Source organism: Stutzerimonas stutzeri (genome assembly GCF_000952685.1).
Classification (GTDB): Bacteria; Pseudomonadota; Gammaproteobacteria; order Pseudomonadales; family Pseudomonadaceae; genus Stutzerimonas; species Stutzerimonas stutzeri_E.
In genome coordinates, this window is record NZ_JYHV01000011.1 from 98893 (window position 1) to 117272 (window position 18380).

Below are 18380 nucleotides of genomic sequence, written 5' to 3' on the forward strand. Positions count from 1 at the left end.
TTGTGACGGCGAGCCGGCTCGGCATGCTCTATACGCGGCGCTATTACGTCTCGGTGGGCTGCGCGCGGAGACGGTACTGGCCGGGTGTCATGCCGACCACGGCTTTGAAATCGTGGATGAAGTGGGCCTGGTCGGCGTAGCCGCAGGCCAGTGCCGTCTCCAGTAGCGACTCACCGGCCCGAAGTTCGCGGCGGACCAGCGCCACGCGCTGGATGCGGCTGAACTGTTTCGGCGTCAGCCCGACCTGATGACGGAACAGGCGCTCCAGTTGTCGCTGGCCGAGCGGTACCGCCTGCATCAACTCGTTCAGGCGCGCGCGGCCCTGGCTGTCGGCGATCCGGGTGAGCAGTTGTTGTACCGGCGCTCGTGGGTCCTGCGCATCTTTCAGGCGCGCAAGCAGCTCGCGTTCGACCAATGCCTGCTGGGCGTCCAGATCCAGCTCGGCCAATGCATCGACCAGGCTGCTCAGCCGCAGATCGGACCAGTCATCGCCATGAAAGCCGGAGAGTTCGTCTAGTCCCACGCGGAAGAAAGCGGTGCCCATCCCGGGACGAAAACGCACGCCCATCAGGTTTACCCGAGCGGCCAACTGCAATCGGCTGCTGGCCAGCTGCGGACCGGCGATCAATGCGGCAGGCAAGTGAGCGACGCCGTTGACGATCAGCGGCTCGGCGAAGTTGAAGATCACGCCGCTGCCGCCATCCGGATGCAGCAACTGTGCGTCGTAAACGGTTGCGGCATTGTCCTTCAGCCACCAGAAACGCTGCACATACGCGGCCAACGCCGGGCTCGGCGGTCGGGTGATGAAGCCCTGGATGCGTGGCAGGCGCTCGTGCAGTGAGGACATGGCAATCCCGCATTCGAAGATGTCGAAATTCTACAATAGCGCGCCTCCGCGGCTGCGTAGGCTACGCCCATATTCAATCCGAGGAGAAACATCATGCGTATGAACTACCAAGCAGCCGCTCCCGAAGCCGTCAAGGCGATGATCGGGCTGGAAACCTACCTGGCCCGCCAGAGCCGCAGCGAAGACGGCGTCGACAAACCATTGATGGAACTGGTGAAGATCCGCGTTTCGCAGATCAACCGCTGCGCCTTTTGCATCGATATGCATACCAAGGATGCCCGCGCCCACGGCGAAACCGAGCAGCGCATCTATGCACTGAGCGCCTGGCGCGAAACGCCCTTCTTCACTGATCGCGAGCGCGCCGCGCTGGCTTGGGCCGAGGCCAATACGCTGTTGCCAAACGGTGTCGAGCAATCCTTGTTCGATGAAGTGCGCCAACACTTCTCCGAAGCGCAGCTGACCAATCTCACACTGGCCATCGCGACCATCAACGCGTGGAATCGATTCGGAGTTTCCTTCGCGCCGGTGCCGGGCAGTTACCAGCCGGCGTAAGCGCGATTCGGTTGACCTCGTGCGACGCCCCTGGCTTGGCTCCCGGGGCGTTCGCCGCTCAAGACTTGAGGTCCTGATTGCTCATGGCGCATAAGCTCTGCGCCTGCCTGGCCAGGGAAAGCGCGCGCAGTTGTGCCATGCATTGGGCCTGGCTAGGGATTCGCGACACACTGAGCACTGCCTTGTCGTCGACGCTGATCAGGTACGCCCGGTTGTAGCGCGGGCCGTCCCCCCAACTGCTGAACCGTTGCTCGCTGAAGGCACAGCGGTACTGCATATGGCCGGAAAAACCTTTGAACCGGTCGCTCCGAAAGATGTGCCGGTATTTTTGCCAGTCGCGTGAGCGCTGGCCCTCACGGACCGCTTCGAGACAGCCTTCCAGCTCGGTAATGTCCGGCTCATGCAGGAATATGGTCTGAGCCAGGGTGGACCCATCCAGCTGCATCGTCGCCACTAGATAGATGCGTTGCTCGTCTGCCTGAGCCGATAACGCCATCAGTAGGCCAAGCGCCAACATCCCTGTTTTGATCATCTGTAGTACTCCGGAGTGAACCCTGCTGTCGAGGGCGGCACCCTAGCCGACGAGCGCGGTCGGAACAAGCGGGTAATGGACCAAACTCGGCCGTTCCAACCCGCGCGGCACAATCGGTCAGCAGCACGCGCTGACGATGAAAATCTTCAGGCCATCCGATCTGCAATCAGGAAATGAAATGTTGCATGCGCTTCCAGCCATGCGTGGGTCTTTGCGGTAAATTGCGCTGCCTTTGGCAACGAAATTCCTCTACATGACCCTCCTGATAGCATTCGCTGTCTTATCCATCCTCGTTTCATTCATCTGTTCCATCCTTGAAGCCGCGCTGCTATCGCTTACGCCTAGCTTCATCGCTCACCAAAGAGCGTCCCGACCCAAGCTTTATGAGCGCCTTAAAGAGCTGAAGGACAAAGTCGACCAGCCGCTTGCTGCCATCCTGACGCTGAACACCGTTGCGCATACCGTAGGCGCGACTGGCGTGGGCGCGCAGGTGACCGTTGTATTCGGCAACGGCTATGTCGGCGTCGCCTCTGCGGTCATGACCGTGCTGATCCTGGTGCTTTCGGAAATCCTTCCCAAGACCATTGGTGCTCGTTACTGGCGCTCGCTTGCACCCTACCTGCCGCCGTTGCTGAGCGGCATGATCTGGATGCTCAAACCTTTCATCCTTCTATCCGACATGATCATGCGGCTGATCGGTGGCAAGGAACCGGAGCACGACATTCGGCAGGAAATCAAAGCGCTGACGATATTAGGCCGCGAGAACAAAAGCCTCGACGAGGACGAGCAGCGCGTTATCAGTAATATTCTCGACCTGCACGAGATCAAGGTTCGCGATGTCATGACGCCGCGCACGGTGTGCGACTACACCGGACCTGATACGGCTATTGGCGCGTTCAAGGAAAAGGTTGCCGACAGCCAATTCTCGCGTTACCCGGTGATTGGTGGAGACGAAGCTCCACTGGGCGTGGTTTTTCGCTATGACGCGCTCGCGGCGACCGACGATGATGCACCTGTTTCCTCGATCATGAAGCCTATGAAGGTCGTGCCCGAAATGACCAGCGTTGAGCACCTCATGACCCAATTGCTGCATGAGCGTCAGCATATGTGTCTGGTCTACGATGAGTTCGGCAGCTGGCGCGGGCTGATCACCCTTGAAGACATCATGGAAACCATACTCGGCAAACCGATCATGGACGAAACCGACGACATTCCGAATATGCGGCGCTTCGCCAAGCGTCGCTGGGATCATCGCATCAAGCGAACCCGGGAGGGGTAAGCTCGATTGCCCCTCCGCCCGCCCAGGAAGGGCGGGCGAGGGGCTTGATCTACCTTAGCGTTCGACCATCCCCAACCGCATGAAACGCGTCTCGCCGCTGGCGTCCTCCACGCCGTCGTTGTCGGTTACCACGAACAACCGGCCCTGCTTATCGACCGCAGCGCCTTCGACCTTATCCAGCACCCAGCCGCCGGTGCTCTTCAGGTCGGGCAGAAGGTCACGTTCCAGACGTTTGTTCACCACCGGGAAACCCTGGCCTTCCGCGGCGGGCTGCATGCCGCTCAGATCGATGCGGTACAGCCGTTTGACTTCGGCGGCAGGGCCTTGCTGGTTGTCGCGTTCGATAACCAAAAACTGGCCATTGCCGATCGAGGTGAGCTCGGACAATCCGACCCAGCCGCCTTCGACAGCCGGGTCGAGCGGGTAGTGGTAGAAGCCCCATTCGCCGCTGTTCGGATTGAACACGCCGATGCGCACCTTGCCGGCTGGGTCGTTCTTCCATTCGCGCTGGAAGGCGACATACACGCGGGTGCTGGCGCCTTCCCCCACCACCGCAACGCCCTCGAAACCGTTGCTGGTCTGCTGAGCCGCCACGTTCGCCGGCAGCGCATTCTCCTCGAGTACTTCGCCCTTTGCGTTTGTGCGGATCAGCAGGTTCGGCTTGGCTTTGCCGTTGCCTTCGGAAGCCAGCCAGAAATCGCCATTGCTGGCCTGGGCGATGCCTTCCAGATCGTAGTCGACCGTTCTGCCAGCCTTGCGCAATTCGATCTGCCCGTCGATGACGGCGGGCGTCTTGCTCGTATCGATGCTGAAGATGCGCGAGGCCTTGTAGTAGCTGTCCGGGACGGCGTAGAGGCGGTCGTTCTGCGTGCGGTCGGCGGCCAGGCCGCTCAGTGCGCCCCAGGGGATCAACTGGCTCTCGGTCGAGCGGATCTCCGGATACGAGGCCGTTTTCGCGCCGTACTGGTAGATCGAGATCGTCGAACGATAGCCATCCTCGGCCGAATCCTCTTCGCTACTGACCACCAGCAGATTGCGCGACGGGATCGGCAGAATGCCTTCCGGTCCCATGCCTGCCGGTAGCAGTTGATGCATCACCGGCGCCCATGGGCGTGCGACGTCATACACGGCTACCGCATTGCCGCGCTCGCTGCCCACAAATAGAAGGTCATGCTTGCGGTAGCTCGCCGCGGCGATGCCTTCTGGCTCGATGCCCTTGTTCTCCGAGCGGCTTTCCGGGTAGTGACCGGCACGGATGAAGGCGTGCTCCATCGAGGTGCCGGCTTCGTGCCAGACGCGTCCGTTGTAATCAAACAGGGTGAAGCTTCGGCTGCCGCCTTCTTCGCCATTGGCGTCTTCGTAATCACCTTCGTTCGCCGTCGCTATCAGCGGGCCGACCCAGGCGATTGCATCCGGTTCGCGGCGCTTGCCTTTGAGCACGCCGACCGGCTCGATGCGGTCGTTCTCTTTAACGTCGACACCTTCCAGGTCGACCTGGCCCGCGCTGAAATGGCGCATGATGCGGCCGCGACGTAGATCGACCAGCACGATGTGATTGTTTTCCTGCAGCGTGACGGCTGCGACGTCCTGATCGTTGATGCTGACGTATTCGGGCTCCGGATCGCCCGGTGCGACGTCCGCCAGGCCGGTCAGATCGACGTCCCGTGTCCGCCAGCGCGAGGGCTGGCCCTTGAGGTCGACGATGCGCAGAAAGCCGGCCGGCAGTTGTGGAAGCAACCCGTCGTTCAGATCCTCATCCCGCTCGTTTTCGATCGCCACCGCGGCATAACGGCCCTTCGGGCTGATGGCGATGGAGTCCGGTTGACCGCCCATTGGCAGCGTGGCGACACGCTTGGGCTGGGCGGGATTGCGGATGTCGAACACCGCCAGCACACCGTCGGGCTGGGCGAAGCTGAGGGACGTGTTGATGGCGACCAGAGCGAAGTGCTGATGCACGGCGACCGAGGTCGGCTCGCCTTCGAGCTGCACGAAGCCAGCAGGTTTCGGCAATTTCGGGTCGCCAATGTCCACCAGGCCAATCCGCTCGCCAGGACTGTCGGTGTAGATCAGCGTGCGGCCGTCGCGGCTCACAGCGGTGATCTCGGCGACGGTCTGGCGCGCGACGTCCTCATCCGAGCCGAGGTTGCGGTACACCGGAAAGGTCGCGATCCGCTCGAAGTATTCCGCGGCCCGCGAAACGGTGGCCTGCGAGGTCAGCGGCAGCAAGGCCGCTATGAGCGCGGTCGAAAGCGCAGTGCGGGTCAGGCAGGTCGGTCTGTTCATGCGGGCCTCGGCGTTCGGTGATTGGGGTTAGCCAAAACACGCTAGGCCGGGTTTGTTACCGGACGGTGACGAGGTTGTGCTTGTTTCGCCTCAATAGGTCAGGGCACACCGAGACGGCAGGAGCGTCCCGCAAATGCCCCGGCCAAAATAGCCAGCGGTGCCATCGGCCGAAGCCGCCTGTCATTCAAACGCAGTACCTCAACCGCGAGGCTTTGGCGCGTCGGCTGCCGCGCCCGGTTGCGCCGCCGCTGCGCCGGCCTCTTCGAAGATGCGGTTCAGTTCGGAGAAGGGGGCTGCGTCTGCAAGCCCGCTAAAGCTGCCTTCTTCAGCGATCGCCCGCGCCGCGCGGATGAAGCTGCCCCACGCCGTTCGCGCGAGGGCAGATCCGACACTGATGCGGCGGACGCCAAGCGCTGCCAGATCCGCTACCGTCATGCCCATATCACCCATCACGATCGCGTTTACCGGTTTCGGCGAAACGGCGTTCACGATCGCGCGAATCTCTTCCGATGTCCGTGGACCGGGAGCGAACAGAACGTCTGCACCCGCCTCCGCATAGGCGGTCAGCCGCCGCAGTACGTCGTCGAGTGGTTCGGGGCGGCCCACCAGATAGCTTTCGGCCCGCGCCGTCAGAAGCACCTGCACGCCCTTTGCATCGATAGCCTCGCGGGCTGCTCTGATGCGCTCGACCGCAAGCGGCAGTTCATACAACTCGCCAGGCTCCCCGGTTGCATCTTCAATGGACAGGCCGGCAACGCCCGTATCGACGCATAGCGAGACATTGGTCGCGACACTATCGGGCTCATGAGCGTAGCCAGACTGAAAATCCGCGTTGATGGGCAGCTCCGTCGCCTCGACGAGGCCGGCGATGTGCTCCAGGACCGTCGTCAGGGGCAACCCCCATACCGTGTCCGGTTGACCCAGTGTGAACTGGAACCCCGCGCTGGTGGTCGCCAGCGCTCGAAAGCCGCAGTGCGCCAGAAAGCGCGCCGAGCCGACATCCCAAGGATTGGGGATGACAAAACAACCTGATTCGTGGAGTTGCGCAAATGTCGCGCGGCGGCTCGCGAACCTGTCCATAAAGAGCTCCTTGATATTTTCTTTAGGCGTATGGCTTTAAACGTATGGCACTGGCAGGCGCAGCGTTCGCCTGATCAATCGAGAAGACCCTTCGATGAAAAGCAGGCGCGCAAGCGGCGAATTGTCTCAGGTGTGAATGAAGCGACCGCCCCCGAACGACCAGTTTTCCCAGGTAGTTTCCTTGAAACAGACCATCACGTTTTCGGGGTTCAGCCCCTGCTCGGAGAGCCTGGGCATAAGGTCATCAAGGAGCTTCTTCTTGACCTTTACGCTGCGGCCGGCGGACCACAGAACTTCAATAAGAACGAAGTCAGCGGTCCTTTCCGAGGTGAGATCGGGGTAGCTGGCGTCGAAGCGGAAGTCTTCTTCGGACAGCTCCAATACGCGCTGGAATTTATCGGTCGGTGGCACCCCTGACGAGACCAGCGCAGCGTGGACTGCGTCGAGCACGCCGGATTTGAAGGCGCTGGACTTGGGCTTACGAACGGTGAGCGTGACGAGTGGCATGTGATCTCCCGGTGCGGCTGATCATGACAAGGGCTGCGGCTGACGTGAGCGAAGCGGGGTGAACAGCGCCCGCCCGATGGGAATGGCTAGGTGCTGCTGCTCACGCTGAGCCGCGTACGGACAAATGCATGAGGACGAGTCGTCCGTTCTCAGGGCTTTCGAACAGCTTGTCGCAAGGCGTTTTCTCGGTCCGGCAGCGAGCGACTCGCTTGAATATAGACGCCACTTGCGCGTTGGCTTGAGGAAATGACGAACGACTGTTGTGCAAGGTCGAAGTGCTCATACGCGACCACTGCGCAGTGCCGGTTCGGCAGAATCGCGGACCGATGTCGCTCTGATCAGCGCAAAGATCCATTTGAGCGCGCCGGCAGGCTCGGCACTGTTTCTCGTTCTGAGGTTTTTTCAGCCCGGAGCCGAGTGGCATGCGACGCACAGCTTGTTGCCTTCGGTGTCCCGAAGGTACGCCCCGTAGTAGTTGGCGTGATATTCGGGCCGCAGCCCCGGCGCGCCTTCGGATATGCCTCCGTTCGCCAGTGCGACGGTAAAGGCTTGATCGACGACGGCTCTGCTGCTGGCCAGAAAGGCAACCATCTGCCCGTTACCGACATCATGCGGCTGTTTGTCGTAGGGCTTGCCGATTACGAATAGCGGCCGGGGTTCCGGATGGGACTGCCAGCCAGCCCAGGGTTTGCCTTTGTCGCAGAAGCGCTCCTGGACGCCTAGCACTGGCATAAAGGCCCGGTAGAAGGCCAATGCGCGATCGAAATCCGAGACGCCAACGAAGATATGGGAGAACAAGCTGAGTACCTCGCGTGAAGCGTTGTAGCCGACGCCAGGGCGTAAGCGAAGAAGCCGGGCGGGCCAAGCCGTAGCCTTGGAGCGTTTTCTACCTTACTCAAACACCGGCCGGAAGAAGCTGCGCTCGTAACTAAGAATGCAGCGCGTTTCTTCGGCGTACCTGAAGGCTGCTTGGCACTCCGGATCGTGCAAGGACTTCTCTCGGTATTCCTCATAGCGCGCGAGACTCGGGAAGGTAAACAGAGCCAGAGCCACGTTATTGGCACCCTCCGATGGCATGAAATAGCCATGGTGGCTACCTCCGAATTTCTCCACCAGAGGAATCCACAGCCTCCCATAGTGCTCAAATTCCTTCGACTTGAACGGATCAATAACGTATCGGAGATAGCAGGTGATCATGTTCTGCCTCGGTCTTGTTTGCTGTCTAGGCTGGACTTAAGCCGCGCCGCGAAGCGGCGTCAGCTTAGACGCCCTGTACTGGTCCTGCATTTATTAGTGGGTGATTAGAACCAAAAGCAAGCCTATTGCGCCTGGCAGCGCCTGCACAAACAGAATTTTTCGGCTGGCTGTAACTGCGCCATAAATACCGGCCACCACGACGCATGCCAAGAAATACAACTTGAAGTCATAGCCAGCCGCTCCTTGTATCAGGCCTACCAGAAGACCCGCCGCAATAAAGCCGTTGTAGAGGCCTTGGTTGGCTGCCAATACCTTTGTATTAGCGGCTTTCTCCCTGGAATTACCGAAGACTTTAAGGCCTATCGGCTTTTCCCAAAGGAACATTTCCAAAACCATGAAATACCCATGGAGCAAGGCGACTAATAAAACTACTAAATCGGCGATCAGTGTCATCTCTATTGCCTGTTTTGCTAATCAAAGTTCGGTTTTTATTTTTATGGATAGAAACTTTCGATATGTGTTAAGCCATGCTCATCCTTTTGATCTCAATCCATATGTTGTTAGCTCCCGCAATGAACTAACGCCTCGCTTTGACCGATCGCATGGAGTGGAAAAACGCCGGTGCTGGGCTGTCCGACCAAGCCAGCCAGTGAACGAGCCTCATAGCCGAGCGACCGCAAGCCTTACAAGCTTCAAAATGTTCTCTATGTCATCAGCATTGCTGTACCGCAATTCAATCCATGGTGAGCTAGGCGACCTGTTGGGGTGATGAACAGAGCCGGGCGGGTGTGACAAGCCAAGCGCCTGGATGACTTTCTTGGTAAGCCTCAGGTCCAGCTCATTCTCGTCATGGAAGTGCGCAAACTCCCTCCCGTGAAAAAAAATCGCTGAGCCGCCTGATACCGGGGATGGCCTGTCTTCGACGCCGTCTATATTTCGCAGTCCTGCAATTAACGCTGCCTTCAATGCGACCATGGGGCTCTGGTTCCTTTGGGCCCAACGTGAACGGACTGACGCTCGGGTTGATCCTCAGCGCCTAGCGCTTGAATCTAGCTGCGACACGAAGCGACGTCGATATGAATGAACGGCCGGGCGGTAACTTGCTCCACAACCAGGCAAACGCAAGCCCGTACAGAAGCCACTGCAGCACCATTGCCGCCACTACCAGCGCTGCCGTTGGGGCCTGCCCGCCAAATGCACCGAGTGCAAAAAGCATGGTTGGCAAGTTCGCAGCCGATGCGAGATTCGTAGGCAGCGGGCGGCTGAGCACCCAATCGGCCGCTGGTGAATTTTCGCCAAGGACAAGCCAGCTAAGGAGCAAGCCAAGCGATGCTATCGCGACGCTGTGGACGATGAGTCTCGGCATCTATGCCTCGGAGCCTTGCGTTCGGTTGAGGGGAGGGCTTTAGCCCGGTCTCGGTGATATGCGTTTTATGCCGGACGACGTAAGTGCTTTTGCGCAGGACGTTTACGGTTTTGAACCTTTTCCATCGTGCTCGTTTTTCAACGACAGCACGGCTTGCGCGAACTCATGTGGAGCTTCTTGTGGGAGATTGTGGCCAACGCCGGGAATCGCCCGATGTTCGTAGTGACCGGTGAAGAAATGAAGGTGGCTGGCCGAGCCACCTAAAGGGGCAACGCCATCGTCGAGTCCATCCAAAGTGATGGATGGCACCGAGATTCTGGGTAGTGTCGTAAGGCGTCGCTCGGTTTCTTCGACTGTAGGATCGCCAGGTACCAGACCATAGCGATGTCGGTACGAATGAATGACCACGTCTGCAAAGTCGGGGTTTTCAAAGGAATCAGCCGTCTGGTTGAAATCCTCGTCGGTAAATGTCCAGGTCGGCGACCACTGCCGCCAAAGCAACCTGCAAAGCTCGCGGCGATTGTCGATGAGCCCTGCCCGGCCCCGTTCGGAGTGGAAATAGTACTGATACCAGTACCGGCACTCGTTCTCTGGAATCTGCGGTTTCACCGAGCCCGGAATGTCCTGAATGTTATAGCCACCTGCCGACACGAGGGCACGTACACGCTCAGGCCAGAGGGCAGCCACGATGCAAGCCGCACGGCCTCCCCAGTCATATCCGGCAAGCACAGCTGTGGAAATCTTCAGCGAGTCCAGGAAGGCAAGCAGATCATGCGCAAGCACTGCCTGCTGGCCGGAGCGTGGCGTGTCTGGATAGAGAAACTGCGTAGGTCCATACCCACGCAGATAGGGGACGAGTACTCGGCAGCCTTGCGAGACCAGGATAGGCGTCACCTGGTCATAAGCGTGCACATCGTAGGGGAAGCCGTGGAGGAGCAGTACGGGCGTGCCGTCCGACGGGCCGCTATCGAAATAGGCAACCCGCAAAACGCCTGCCTCGATCTGTCTCAACATGATCGGTGCTCCCCTTTGGCCACCAAGGTCAACGCCTGACTAAACCGCTTGAACACTACTCCAGCAGAATCGAGCCTGTCTATGCGGCCTCAGGCGCTGCACTTGGCACATGACCAGGTCCGTTGACTGCATCGCCTATCGTTCAGGTCACCCAGGATGGTCCCAGGTCGGGCGTGCGGGCAGCGGCTGGGCTATCTGCTTCGACGTATTGCAAGCGCTGGCGTTCAGCTGCCCGTCGCTGACGGGCCTGTCGAAGTGCGCGGGCTGGAATGGGGACGCATGGAGAGGGCGAACGCGCCGGTTTGGCGGCACGTTCGCCACAATCGCCGTTACAGCTCGATGGAAATACCCGCCTGCAGGGTGCGCGGCGCACCCGGATAGGCCCAGATGTTGCCCCAGGCGCGCTCGTCGTACTCCTCGTCGAAGACGTTGTCGAGGTTGAGGTTGAGGCGAACGCGGTCGGTGAGCGGGTAGTAGGCCAACAGGTCGACCACGGTGTAGGCGCCCATATCGAAAGCGGTGTCCGAAGTGCTGCCCTTGCGCGAACTGACGTACTTCACGCCAACCCCGAGCCCCAGTCCATCCAGCGCGCCGTTGTCGAACTCATAGGTGTCGAGCAGGTTGAAGCTGTGCTCTGGCACGTTGGCCAGGCGGCTGCCCACCGGCATGGTGGCGCTGTTGCTTTCGGTCACTTCAGCGTCAACGTAGGCATAACCGCCGATTACGCGCCATTGCGGCGTGATGTTGCCGGCAACGCTGAGGTCGAAGCCACGGCTGCGGACTTCACCGGCAGCGACTTGGAAGTTGCTGTCCACCGGATCAGCAGTCAGCACGTTTTCCTTGGTGATATGGAAAACGGCAGCGGTCACGCTCAGGTTGTGTTCGGGCAAGTCGTATTTGATGCCGGTTTCGTAAGCGACGCCTTCCTCCGGGTCGAACGCTTGGCTGCTGCGGTCCGCTCCGCGGTTGGGCTTGAACGAGCGGGCCGCATTGGCGTACACCGCCAGCGATTCGGTGAGGTCGTAGATGACGCCGAGTCGGGGCGATACCGCGTTATGCGCCTGGTCCCAGCTGCCTGCCTCTGTCAGCTTGTTGGTGTAGCTCTGCTCGAAGCGCTCCAGTCGGGCGCCCAGCTGAAGCGTGAGACGCTCGGTGAGTTCGACTTGATCCTGTACGTACAGCGCATAGGATTTCAGGTCTTCGTCGTCAAAGGTGGTGGTGCGGGTCAGGGCGGGCAGAGGCTGGCCGTAGACCGGCTCGTAGATGTCGATCGGAAAATCGTTGACGCCTCCGGCGGAGCGGTCGATGCGCGACTGGTAGTTGAAGTCGTCGTACTCGACGCCGGTCAGCAGGGTGTGGGCGAAGCCCAGCGCCTGGAATCGGCCCTCGAGGTTGAACTGGGTGGCGACGTCGTTCCACTCCAGCCATCGCTCGCTGTAGTTGCGGCCGACAGTACGGCCGTCAGCGGCCAGGCCGTTGTTCTCCACGGCGCCACCTTCCAGAGAACCGTCGAGGTATTGCACACCACCGCGCAGGGTCCATTGGTCATCCAGCAGATGCTCGATGCGCAGCTGGGTCGTGGCGTTCTCGTTCGCGAACTTGCCGGCGCTTTCCTCGCCCAGAAAGCGGTCACGTGGAAGCTGGCCTTGCTGGCCGGCGTAGCGCGTCACGCCCCGGTCGAGCGGGTGGCGGTTATGCAGATAATCACCTTCGAGGATGATGGCGGTGGCGTCGCTCAGGTCCCAGCGCAGCACCGGAGCGACGTTGTAGCGCTCACTTTCGACATGGTCGCGGAAACTGTCGCTGCCCTCGGCCACCAGATTCAGGCGATAGGTGAACTCGGCCTGCTCGTCGACCGCGCCGGTTGTATCCAGCGTGCCGCGGCGCAGCCCCTCGCTGTTGAACTGGGTGCCCAGCACGGTGCGTCGCTCGACTTGAGGCTGTTTGCTGACGATGTTGAAGGTGCCGCCTGGGTCGCCACGGCCGTAAAGCATCGAAGCCGGTCCGCGCAGCACCTCGATGCGCTCCAGCGTGGCGGCGTCCGGCATGTTGGGATAGCCGCGATTGATGGCAAAGCCATTGCGGTAGAACTCTTGGGAGCTGAAGCCTCGCACTAGAAACTCGGTCAGCCCCTGGCCGCCGAAGTTATTGCCCCGCTCGACACCACCCGCATAGTCCAGCGCATCCTCGAGCCGCGTCGCGCCGATATCTTGCACCACCTGTGCAGGCACAACACTAATCGACTGCGGAATTTCATGGATGGGCGTGTCGGTCCGCGTGGCACTGACCGAGCGGGTGGCGCGATAGCCCTCTACCGGCCCGTCGGCGCGCTCGACTTTCGAGGCTGTGATATCCATTTGGCCGAGCGCGATGGGGTCGCTGGAGGGAGCTGGCCGTTCAGCCGCGTGGGCAGTGCAAACAAGGGCCTGGAGCGACAAGACCGGTACGATAAAGCGACGCATTGCTGACTTCCCTACAAGAAGAGGTTTCGGGCGGAAAAGCGGCAAATGCTATAGATGTTGATAATTATTATCAATAAGGATCGAGACCGGTGAGCTTTGCTCAGATGGCACCGGCTGGGTGATCCTCAATCGTCCGAAAAACAAAATGAAGTGAACGGTTTCTGGTGGTTCTGGTGAGAAGCGAGACTGTCGGAATGAGCGAGTCCTGCAGCAGAGCAAGGTCATCTAACAAAGATGATCTCGGTGATCGTTTGAACGCTTAGCCCCTGCTGCGCGAACTACAGAATGGCGAGGGCAGCACCAGGAACAGGCCGGGGATTTGACCGCATCGGTTGGGTACGGCATCCGGCGGCGGCATCGAGCTCGACGCTCAATCCTCCAACCTATAGCTCCAATGCCAACAGATACCGCCGACTATCCTCACGTTACGCCGCAAGCGGCTCGGCGAGCCGCTTGCGGGCGTAATGATTGCAAAAGAGATCAAGGCCGAACCTCGGTCGGGCATATCAGCTGGCGCGGTTGGTTTTGTCGTATTACTGCGCTCGGGTCACGCGCCACAGGGTATTAGCCAGATCGTCAGCGACGATCAGTGCTCCGCTCGGGTCAACCGTCACGCCGACTGGCCGGCCGCGCGTTTTCCCATCGGCGGTCTGAAAACCGGTGACAAAATCCACTGCCTCACCCGCTGGACGGCCGTTGCTGAACGGCACGAAAACGACCTTGTAGCCGGACGGGACCTCTCGGTTCCAACTGCCGTGCATGCCTACGAACGCACCCTCAGCGAACTTTTCGCCCATAACCGCAGAGGAGAAGTCCACGCCGAGGGCGGCGACATGAGGGCCTAGCGCATAGTCCGGCTTGATGGCAGAAGCGACCAGATCGGGCTTCTGCGGCCGAACACGATCGTCGACATTCTGGCCCCAGTAGCTATACGGCCAGCCGTAGAAGCCACCTTCGCGTACCGATGTGAGATAGTCCGGAACCAGGTTCGGTCCGAGCTCGTCACGCTCGTTAACCACCGCCCAAAGCTGGTCGGAGCCAGGCTGTATCGTCAGCGCCGTCGGGTTACGTAGACCGGTTGCGTAAGGTTTATGGGCTCCCGTCTCGGCGTTTATCTGCCAGATCATGGCTCGGTCGACCTCGGCCTCCATGCCGCGCTCGGTAATGTTGCTGTTCGACCCGATGCCTACGTACAGAAAACGACCGTCGGGGCTGACCGTCAGTGCCTTGGTCCAGTGGTGATTGATCTCTGAAGGCAGGTCTGTGACCTTGACCGGTTCGCCACTGGCTTGGGTCTGGCCTTCCTGGTAATCGAATCGCACAAGCGCATCCTGGTTCGCCACGTATAGATTGCCGTCGTAAAAGGCCAGCCCGTAGGGGGCGTTGAGGTTGTCCGCGAACACGTTCTGCGTTTCGTACGTACCGTCACCATCGCCATCGCGCAGTAACGTCAGGCGATCGCCGCCTTTGACCGACGTCGTACCTTTCGACTTGATATAGCCGGCAATCACATCTTTCGGTTTGAGCTTCGGTGCATTGCCGCCTTTGCCTTCTGCAACAAGAATGTCCCCATTGGGCAGCACCAGGGTCTGACGTGGCACTTTCAAGTCGGTCGCGATGGCGGTGATGGTGTAACCCTGCGGCACAGTCGGCTTCTCTTCGCCCCAGTTGACCGGGTCGGCAATCGTCATGCTGGGCAGCAGGCCGCGCTGGGGCTCCCCGAGCTTGGGATCGGGACCGGTAACCTGGGCGATGTCATCATCCTGGCCACCGCAAGCACTCAGCAACAGTGCGACAGTCAGGGCGCTTAATGGGCTTACATGTTTCATGCTTCACCTCCATCACGCAGGTTGGTGAAACCGATCCATGTCGCAACGCAGGCCAGCAGGGTCACGATGACCGATAGGACCAGGCCTGCGGGCATCGTTGCCCAGGCGTCCTTGGCATGCTCGAGTGCATTGATGAAGCCCAGCACCCAGGTCACTAGCAGGAGAGCGAAATAAACCAGCGGCCGGCCTTTTTTGTGCTGCGCTCGAACTAGATTGACCAGCGCGAACAGGATCGCCAGCCCACAGAAAACCAAGCCTCCGACGATCAGCCACGAAGAGAAGTTGCTCCACTGAATCTCGTACGTGCGGTAGTAGGCGATATCACTCAGCATGCCGCCAAGAAACAGGGAAATAGTCCCGGCTAGCAGCGTTGCGTGCAACGGATTGGGTAGGTGGCGGGAGATGCTGTGTGTCGTGTGGTGAGTGCTATGGGTAACAACGGTCACGAAGGCGTCCTCATCGCTGGGCGACTTGGCGGGCTGTCGTAGATGCGCTGGCCCGCCATGTTCGCTCGGAATGTGCATAAGAGAGGATCATGCCGCTGGGGCGTTAGTTCACTGCGATCGCGCTTCGGCGAATAGTGGGCCGTCACTCTTGATTAAAGTTATGGTTGTTAACGTAACCCGCTGGAATAATTAGACTTCTGCAGTCAGCGATGGGGGCTTTTAGCACTGTTATAGCAGCATCTGTTGGGTTGGCTACGTTTCGCGAAAGCTGTTTTTTGAAAATGTAGTTAATTGACATAACTATATTTGCACGCTAGCTTTGCCTCACGAGCTGACAACCCCAACAAGAGGTGCGTGATGAGCAACTACGAGAATCGCTGGCAGACCGTGAAAGTCGAGGTCGAGGAGGGCATCGGCTGGGTGGTCCTCAACCGGCCGGAAAAGCGCAATGCCATGAGCCCGACGCTGAACCGTGAGATGGTCGAAGTGCTGGAGACCTTGGAGCAGGATGCAGACGTCGGCGTGCTGGTGCTGACCGGTGCCGGCGAGTCCTGGACTGCCGGCATGGACCTGAAGGAATACTTTCGCGAAGTTGACGCCGGCCCGGAGATTCTTCAAGAGAAGATTCGTCGCGAAGCCTCGCAATGGCAGTGGCGGCTGCTGCGCATGTACAGCAAGCCGACCATCGCCATGGTCAATGGCTGGTGCTTCGGTGGTGGCTTCAGCCCGCTGGTGGCTTGCGACCTGGCGATCTGCGCGGATGAGGCGACTTTCGGCCTGTCGGAAATCAACTGGGGTATCCCGCCAGGCAACCTGGTGAGCAAGGCCATGGCCGATACCGTGGGCCATCGCCAGTCGCTGTACTACATCATGACCGGCAAGACCTTCGGTGGACCGAAAGCCGCCGAGATGGGGCTGGTCAACGAGAGCGTGCCATTGGCGCAGCTGCGCGAAACCACCATCGAGCTGGCGCGCAACCTGCTGGAGAAGAACCCGGTAGTGATGCGCGCGGCGAAGATCGGCTTCAAGCGCTGTCGCGAGCTGACCTGGGAGCAGAACGAGGATTACCTCTATGCCAAGCTCGACCAGTCACGCCTGCTCGACAAAGAAGGTGGTCGCGAGCAGGGCATGAAGCAGTTCCTCGACGAGAAGAGCATCAAGCCGGGGTTGCAGGCCTACAAGCGCTAATGCGCCTGTTGCGACCGCTTTCAGGCCGCTGCTGCTGACGTGGCGCTACGCAAAAGACGGGGTCATTAGCTCTCTCAACTCCATTTTTGCCTTGGCGCGCCTTGCCGGGAACGCTTGGAAACGCTCTCGCTACGGCGATCGATTTGAACAACCACAATAAGAGGAATTTCCCCATGTTCGAGGTGCCCCTGCTGATTGGTGGTCAGTCGCGACCGGCTGCCGATGGTCGTATGTTCGAGCGCTGCAATCCTGTGACCGGTGAAGTGGTCTCTCGGGTCGCCGCCGCCACTCTGGAAGATGCCGATGCGGCGGTGGCCGCGGCGCAGGCGGCGTTTCCAGCCTGGGCCGCGCTGGCACCCAATGAACGGCGCGCACGCCTGTCCAGAGCTGCCGAGCTGCTCGAGGAGCGTGCGGCGGAATTCCTCGCGGTGGCAGGTGAGACCGGGGCCATGGCCAACTGGTACGGCTTCAACGTGCATTTGGCCGCGGGCATGCTGCGGGAGGCGGCGGCAATGACCACGCAAATTAACGGCGAGGTGATCCCCTCCGACGTGCCCGGCAGTTTCGCCATGGCCCTGCGCCAGCCTTGCGGTGTGGTGCTCGGCATCGCGCCGTGGAACGCGCCGGTAATTCTCGGTACGCGCGCATTGGCGATGCCCTTGGCCTGCGGCAATACCGTGGTGCTCAAGGCTTCCGAGCTGAGCCCGGCGGTTCATCGGCTGATCGGGCAGGTGCTGCAGGATGCCGGGCTCGGCGATGGCGTGGTCAATGTGATCAGCAACGCACCAGAAGATGCGCCGGCGATCGTCGCCCGGCTGATCGCCAACCCGCTGGTACGCCGCGTGAATTTCACCGGCTCCACCCATGTCGGGCGCATTGTTGGTGAGCAGGCCGCGCGGCATCTGAAGCCGGCGCTGCTGGAGCTGGGCGGCAAGGCGCCCTTGCTGGTGCTGGACGATGCCGATCTGGATGCGGCGGTGGAGGCCGCGGCTTTCGGTGCCTACTTCAACCAGGGACAGATCTGCATGTCCACCGAACGGTTGGTCGTCGACGCCAAGGTCGCCGATGCTTTCGTCGAGAAACTGGCGAACAAGATCGCTAGCCTGCATGCCGGCGATCCGCAGGATGCGACTTCTGTGCTCGGCTCGTTGATCGACGCTTCGGCCGGGCAGCGGATCAAGGCCTTGGTCGACGATGCCCTGTCCAAGGGCGCGCGCCTGGTAGCGGGTGGTCAGCTGGAGGGCAGCATCATGCAGGCGACGCTGCTCGACGGCGCCACGACTGAAATGCGCCTATACCATGAAGAATCCTTCGGTCCGGTGGCGGTGGTGCTGCGCGGCGACGGCGACGAGGAGTTGTTGCGCCTGGCAAACGATTCCGAGTTCGGCCTGTCGGCGGCGATCTTCAGCCGCGACGTGTCTCGGGCGCTGACCTTGGCGCAACGGGTCGAGTCGGGTATCTGCCATATCAACGGGCCGACGGTGCACGACGAGGCGCAAATGCCGTTCGGCGGGGTCAAGGCCAGCGGCTACGGCAGCTTCGGCAGCAAGGCGTCGATCGATTTCTTTACCCAGTTGCGTTGGGTCACCGTTCAGAACGGGCCGCGCCACTACCCGATTTAAGGGCGTTCGATCTGAAGCATCTGATCTCAGGAGCATTCGATGCGAGCTTCCATGCGGGATCAGCAGCGCGATCCAGAAGCAGCACCATAAGAACAATCGACCCGGCAACCCGGGGGCGCTTTGCGGAGGAGTTTCATTGGTGAACAGTCAATCCAGCACCTCAGGTGCTGCGGCCT

Annotated in this window: 17 protein-coding genes; 4 read left to right on the top strand and 13 right to left on the bottom strand. The window is 60.4% G+C overall.

Annotated elements, in window-relative coordinates; all coding sequences use genetic code 11:
• Positions 1-43: 43 nt before the first annotated feature.
• A complete protein-coding gene (locus UF78_RS04310; RefSeq protein WP_045160804.1) occupies positions 44-847 on the bottom strand; it encodes a helix-turn-helix transcriptional regulator in 804 nt (267 codons plus the stop codon).
• A 93-nt stretch (positions 848-940) separates the two neighbouring features.
• Here UF78_RS04310 and UF78_RS04315 point away from each other — a divergent pair, with 93 nt between their 5' ends.
• Complete coding sequence (locus UF78_RS04315; protein WP_045160805.1) at positions 941-1399, top strand: carboxymuconolactone decarboxylase family protein; 459 nt, start codon at positions 941-943, stop codon at positions 1397-1399.
• Positions 1400-1457: 58 nt separating this feature from the next.
• Here UF78_RS04315 and UF78_RS04320 read toward each other — a convergent pair whose 3' ends face one another.
• On the bottom strand, positions 1458-1916 hold the full coding sequence (locus UF78_RS04320; RefSeq protein ID WP_045161091.1) for a hypothetical protein: 459 nt from the start codon (positions 1914-1916) through the stop codon (positions 1458-1460).
• A gap of 268 nt (positions 1917-2184) precedes the next feature.
• Here UF78_RS04320 and UF78_RS04325 point away from each other — a divergent pair, with 268 nt between their 5' ends.
• Positions 2185-3210, top strand: coding sequence for a CNNM domain-containing protein (locus UF78_RS04325; protein WP_045160806.1), 1026 nt, complete (start codon positions 2185-2187; stop codon positions 3208-3210).
• Between the two features lie 54 nt (positions 3211-3264).
• Here the strand turns inward: UF78_RS04325 and UF78_RS04330 are convergent, their stop codons facing one another.
• From UF78_RS04330 to UF78_RS04385, 11 genes are all read right to left on the bottom strand, one after another.
• Positions 3265-5493, bottom strand: a complete 2229-nt coding sequence (locus tag UF78_RS04330; RefSeq protein WP_045160807.1) for an esterase-like activity of phytase family protein — start codon at positions 5491-5493, stop codon at positions 3265-3267.
• A 198-nt stretch (positions 5494-5691) separates the two neighbouring features.
• Entirely contained in the window at positions 5692-6573 is an 882-nt protein-coding gene (locus UF78_RS04335) for an isocitrate lyase/PEP mutase family protein (protein WP_045160808.1), read from the bottom strand.
• A gap of 126 nt (positions 6574-6699) precedes the next feature.
• Positions 6700-7080, bottom strand: a complete 381-nt coding sequence (locus UF78_RS04340; protein WP_045160809.1) for a tautomerase family protein — start codon at positions 7078-7080, stop codon at positions 6700-6702.
• A gap of 402 nt (positions 7081-7482) precedes the next feature.
• Complete coding sequence (locus tag UF78_RS04345; RefSeq protein WP_045160810.1) at positions 7483-7878, bottom strand: VOC family protein; 396 nt, start codon at positions 7876-7878, stop codon at positions 7483-7485.
• Positions 7879-7971: 93 nt separating this feature from the next.
• Positions 7972-8277 carry an NIPSNAP family protein gene (locus UF78_RS04350; protein ID WP_045160811.1) on the bottom strand — a complete coding sequence of 102 codons (306 nt, stop codon included), beginning with the start codon at positions 8275-8277 and terminating at the stop codon, positions 7972-7974.
• Positions 8278-8370: 93 nt separating this feature from the next.
• Positions 8371-8730: a DUF1304 domain-containing protein gene (locus UF78_RS04355; RefSeq protein WP_045160812.1), complete on the bottom strand. Its 360-nt coding sequence runs from the start codon at positions 8728-8730 to the stop codon at positions 8371-8373.
• A gap of 207 nt (positions 8731-8937) precedes the next feature.
• Positions 8938-9252, bottom strand: a complete 315-nt coding sequence (locus UF78_RS23270; protein ID WP_045160813.1) for a luciferase family protein — start codon at positions 9250-9252, stop codon at positions 8938-8940.
• Positions 9253-9745: 493 nt separating this feature from the next.
• The gene (locus tag UF78_RS04370) at positions 9746-10657 is read right to left on the bottom strand and encodes an alpha/beta fold hydrolase (protein WP_045160815.1); all 912 of its coding nucleotides are present in this window, start codon (positions 10655-10657) and stop codon (positions 9746-9748) included.
• A 329-nt stretch (positions 10658-10986) separates the two neighbouring features.
• The gene (locus UF78_RS04375) at positions 10987-13119 is read right to left on the bottom strand and encodes a TonB-dependent siderophore receptor (protein ID WP_045160816.1); all 2133 of its coding nucleotides are present in this window, start codon (positions 13117-13119) and stop codon (positions 10987-10989) included.
• Between the two features lie 533 nt (positions 13120-13652).
• Positions 13653-14948 (bottom strand): PQQ-dependent sugar dehydrogenase, encoded by a 1296-nt coding sequence (locus tag UF78_RS04380; RefSeq protein ID WP_045160817.1) that lies wholly within the window; start codon positions 14946-14948, stop codon positions 13653-13655.
• Positions 14945-15394: a DUF2231 domain-containing protein gene (locus UF78_RS04385; protein ID WP_045161092.1), complete on the bottom strand. Its 450-nt coding sequence runs from the start codon at positions 15392-15394 to the stop codon at positions 14945-14947. Before UF78_RS04385 ends, UF78_RS04380 begins: the two co-directional genes overlap by 4 nt.
• Before the next feature lie 357 nt (positions 15395-15751).
• Here UF78_RS04385 and UF78_RS04390 point away from each other — a divergent pair, with 357 nt between their 5' ends.
• The gene (locus tag UF78_RS04390) at positions 15752-16582 is read left to right on the top strand and encodes a p-hydroxycinnamoyl CoA hydratase/lyase (protein ID WP_045160818.1); all 831 of its coding nucleotides are present in this window, start codon (positions 15752-15754) and stop codon (positions 16580-16582) included.
• A 173-nt stretch (positions 16583-16755) separates the two neighbouring features.
• Positions 16756-18204 carry an aldehyde dehydrogenase gene (locus UF78_RS04395; RefSeq protein ID WP_045160819.1) on the top strand — a complete coding sequence of 483 codons (1449 nt, stop codon included), beginning with the start codon at positions 16756-16758 and terminating at the stop codon, positions 18202-18204.
• Positions 18205-18380 lie beyond the last annotated feature (176 nt).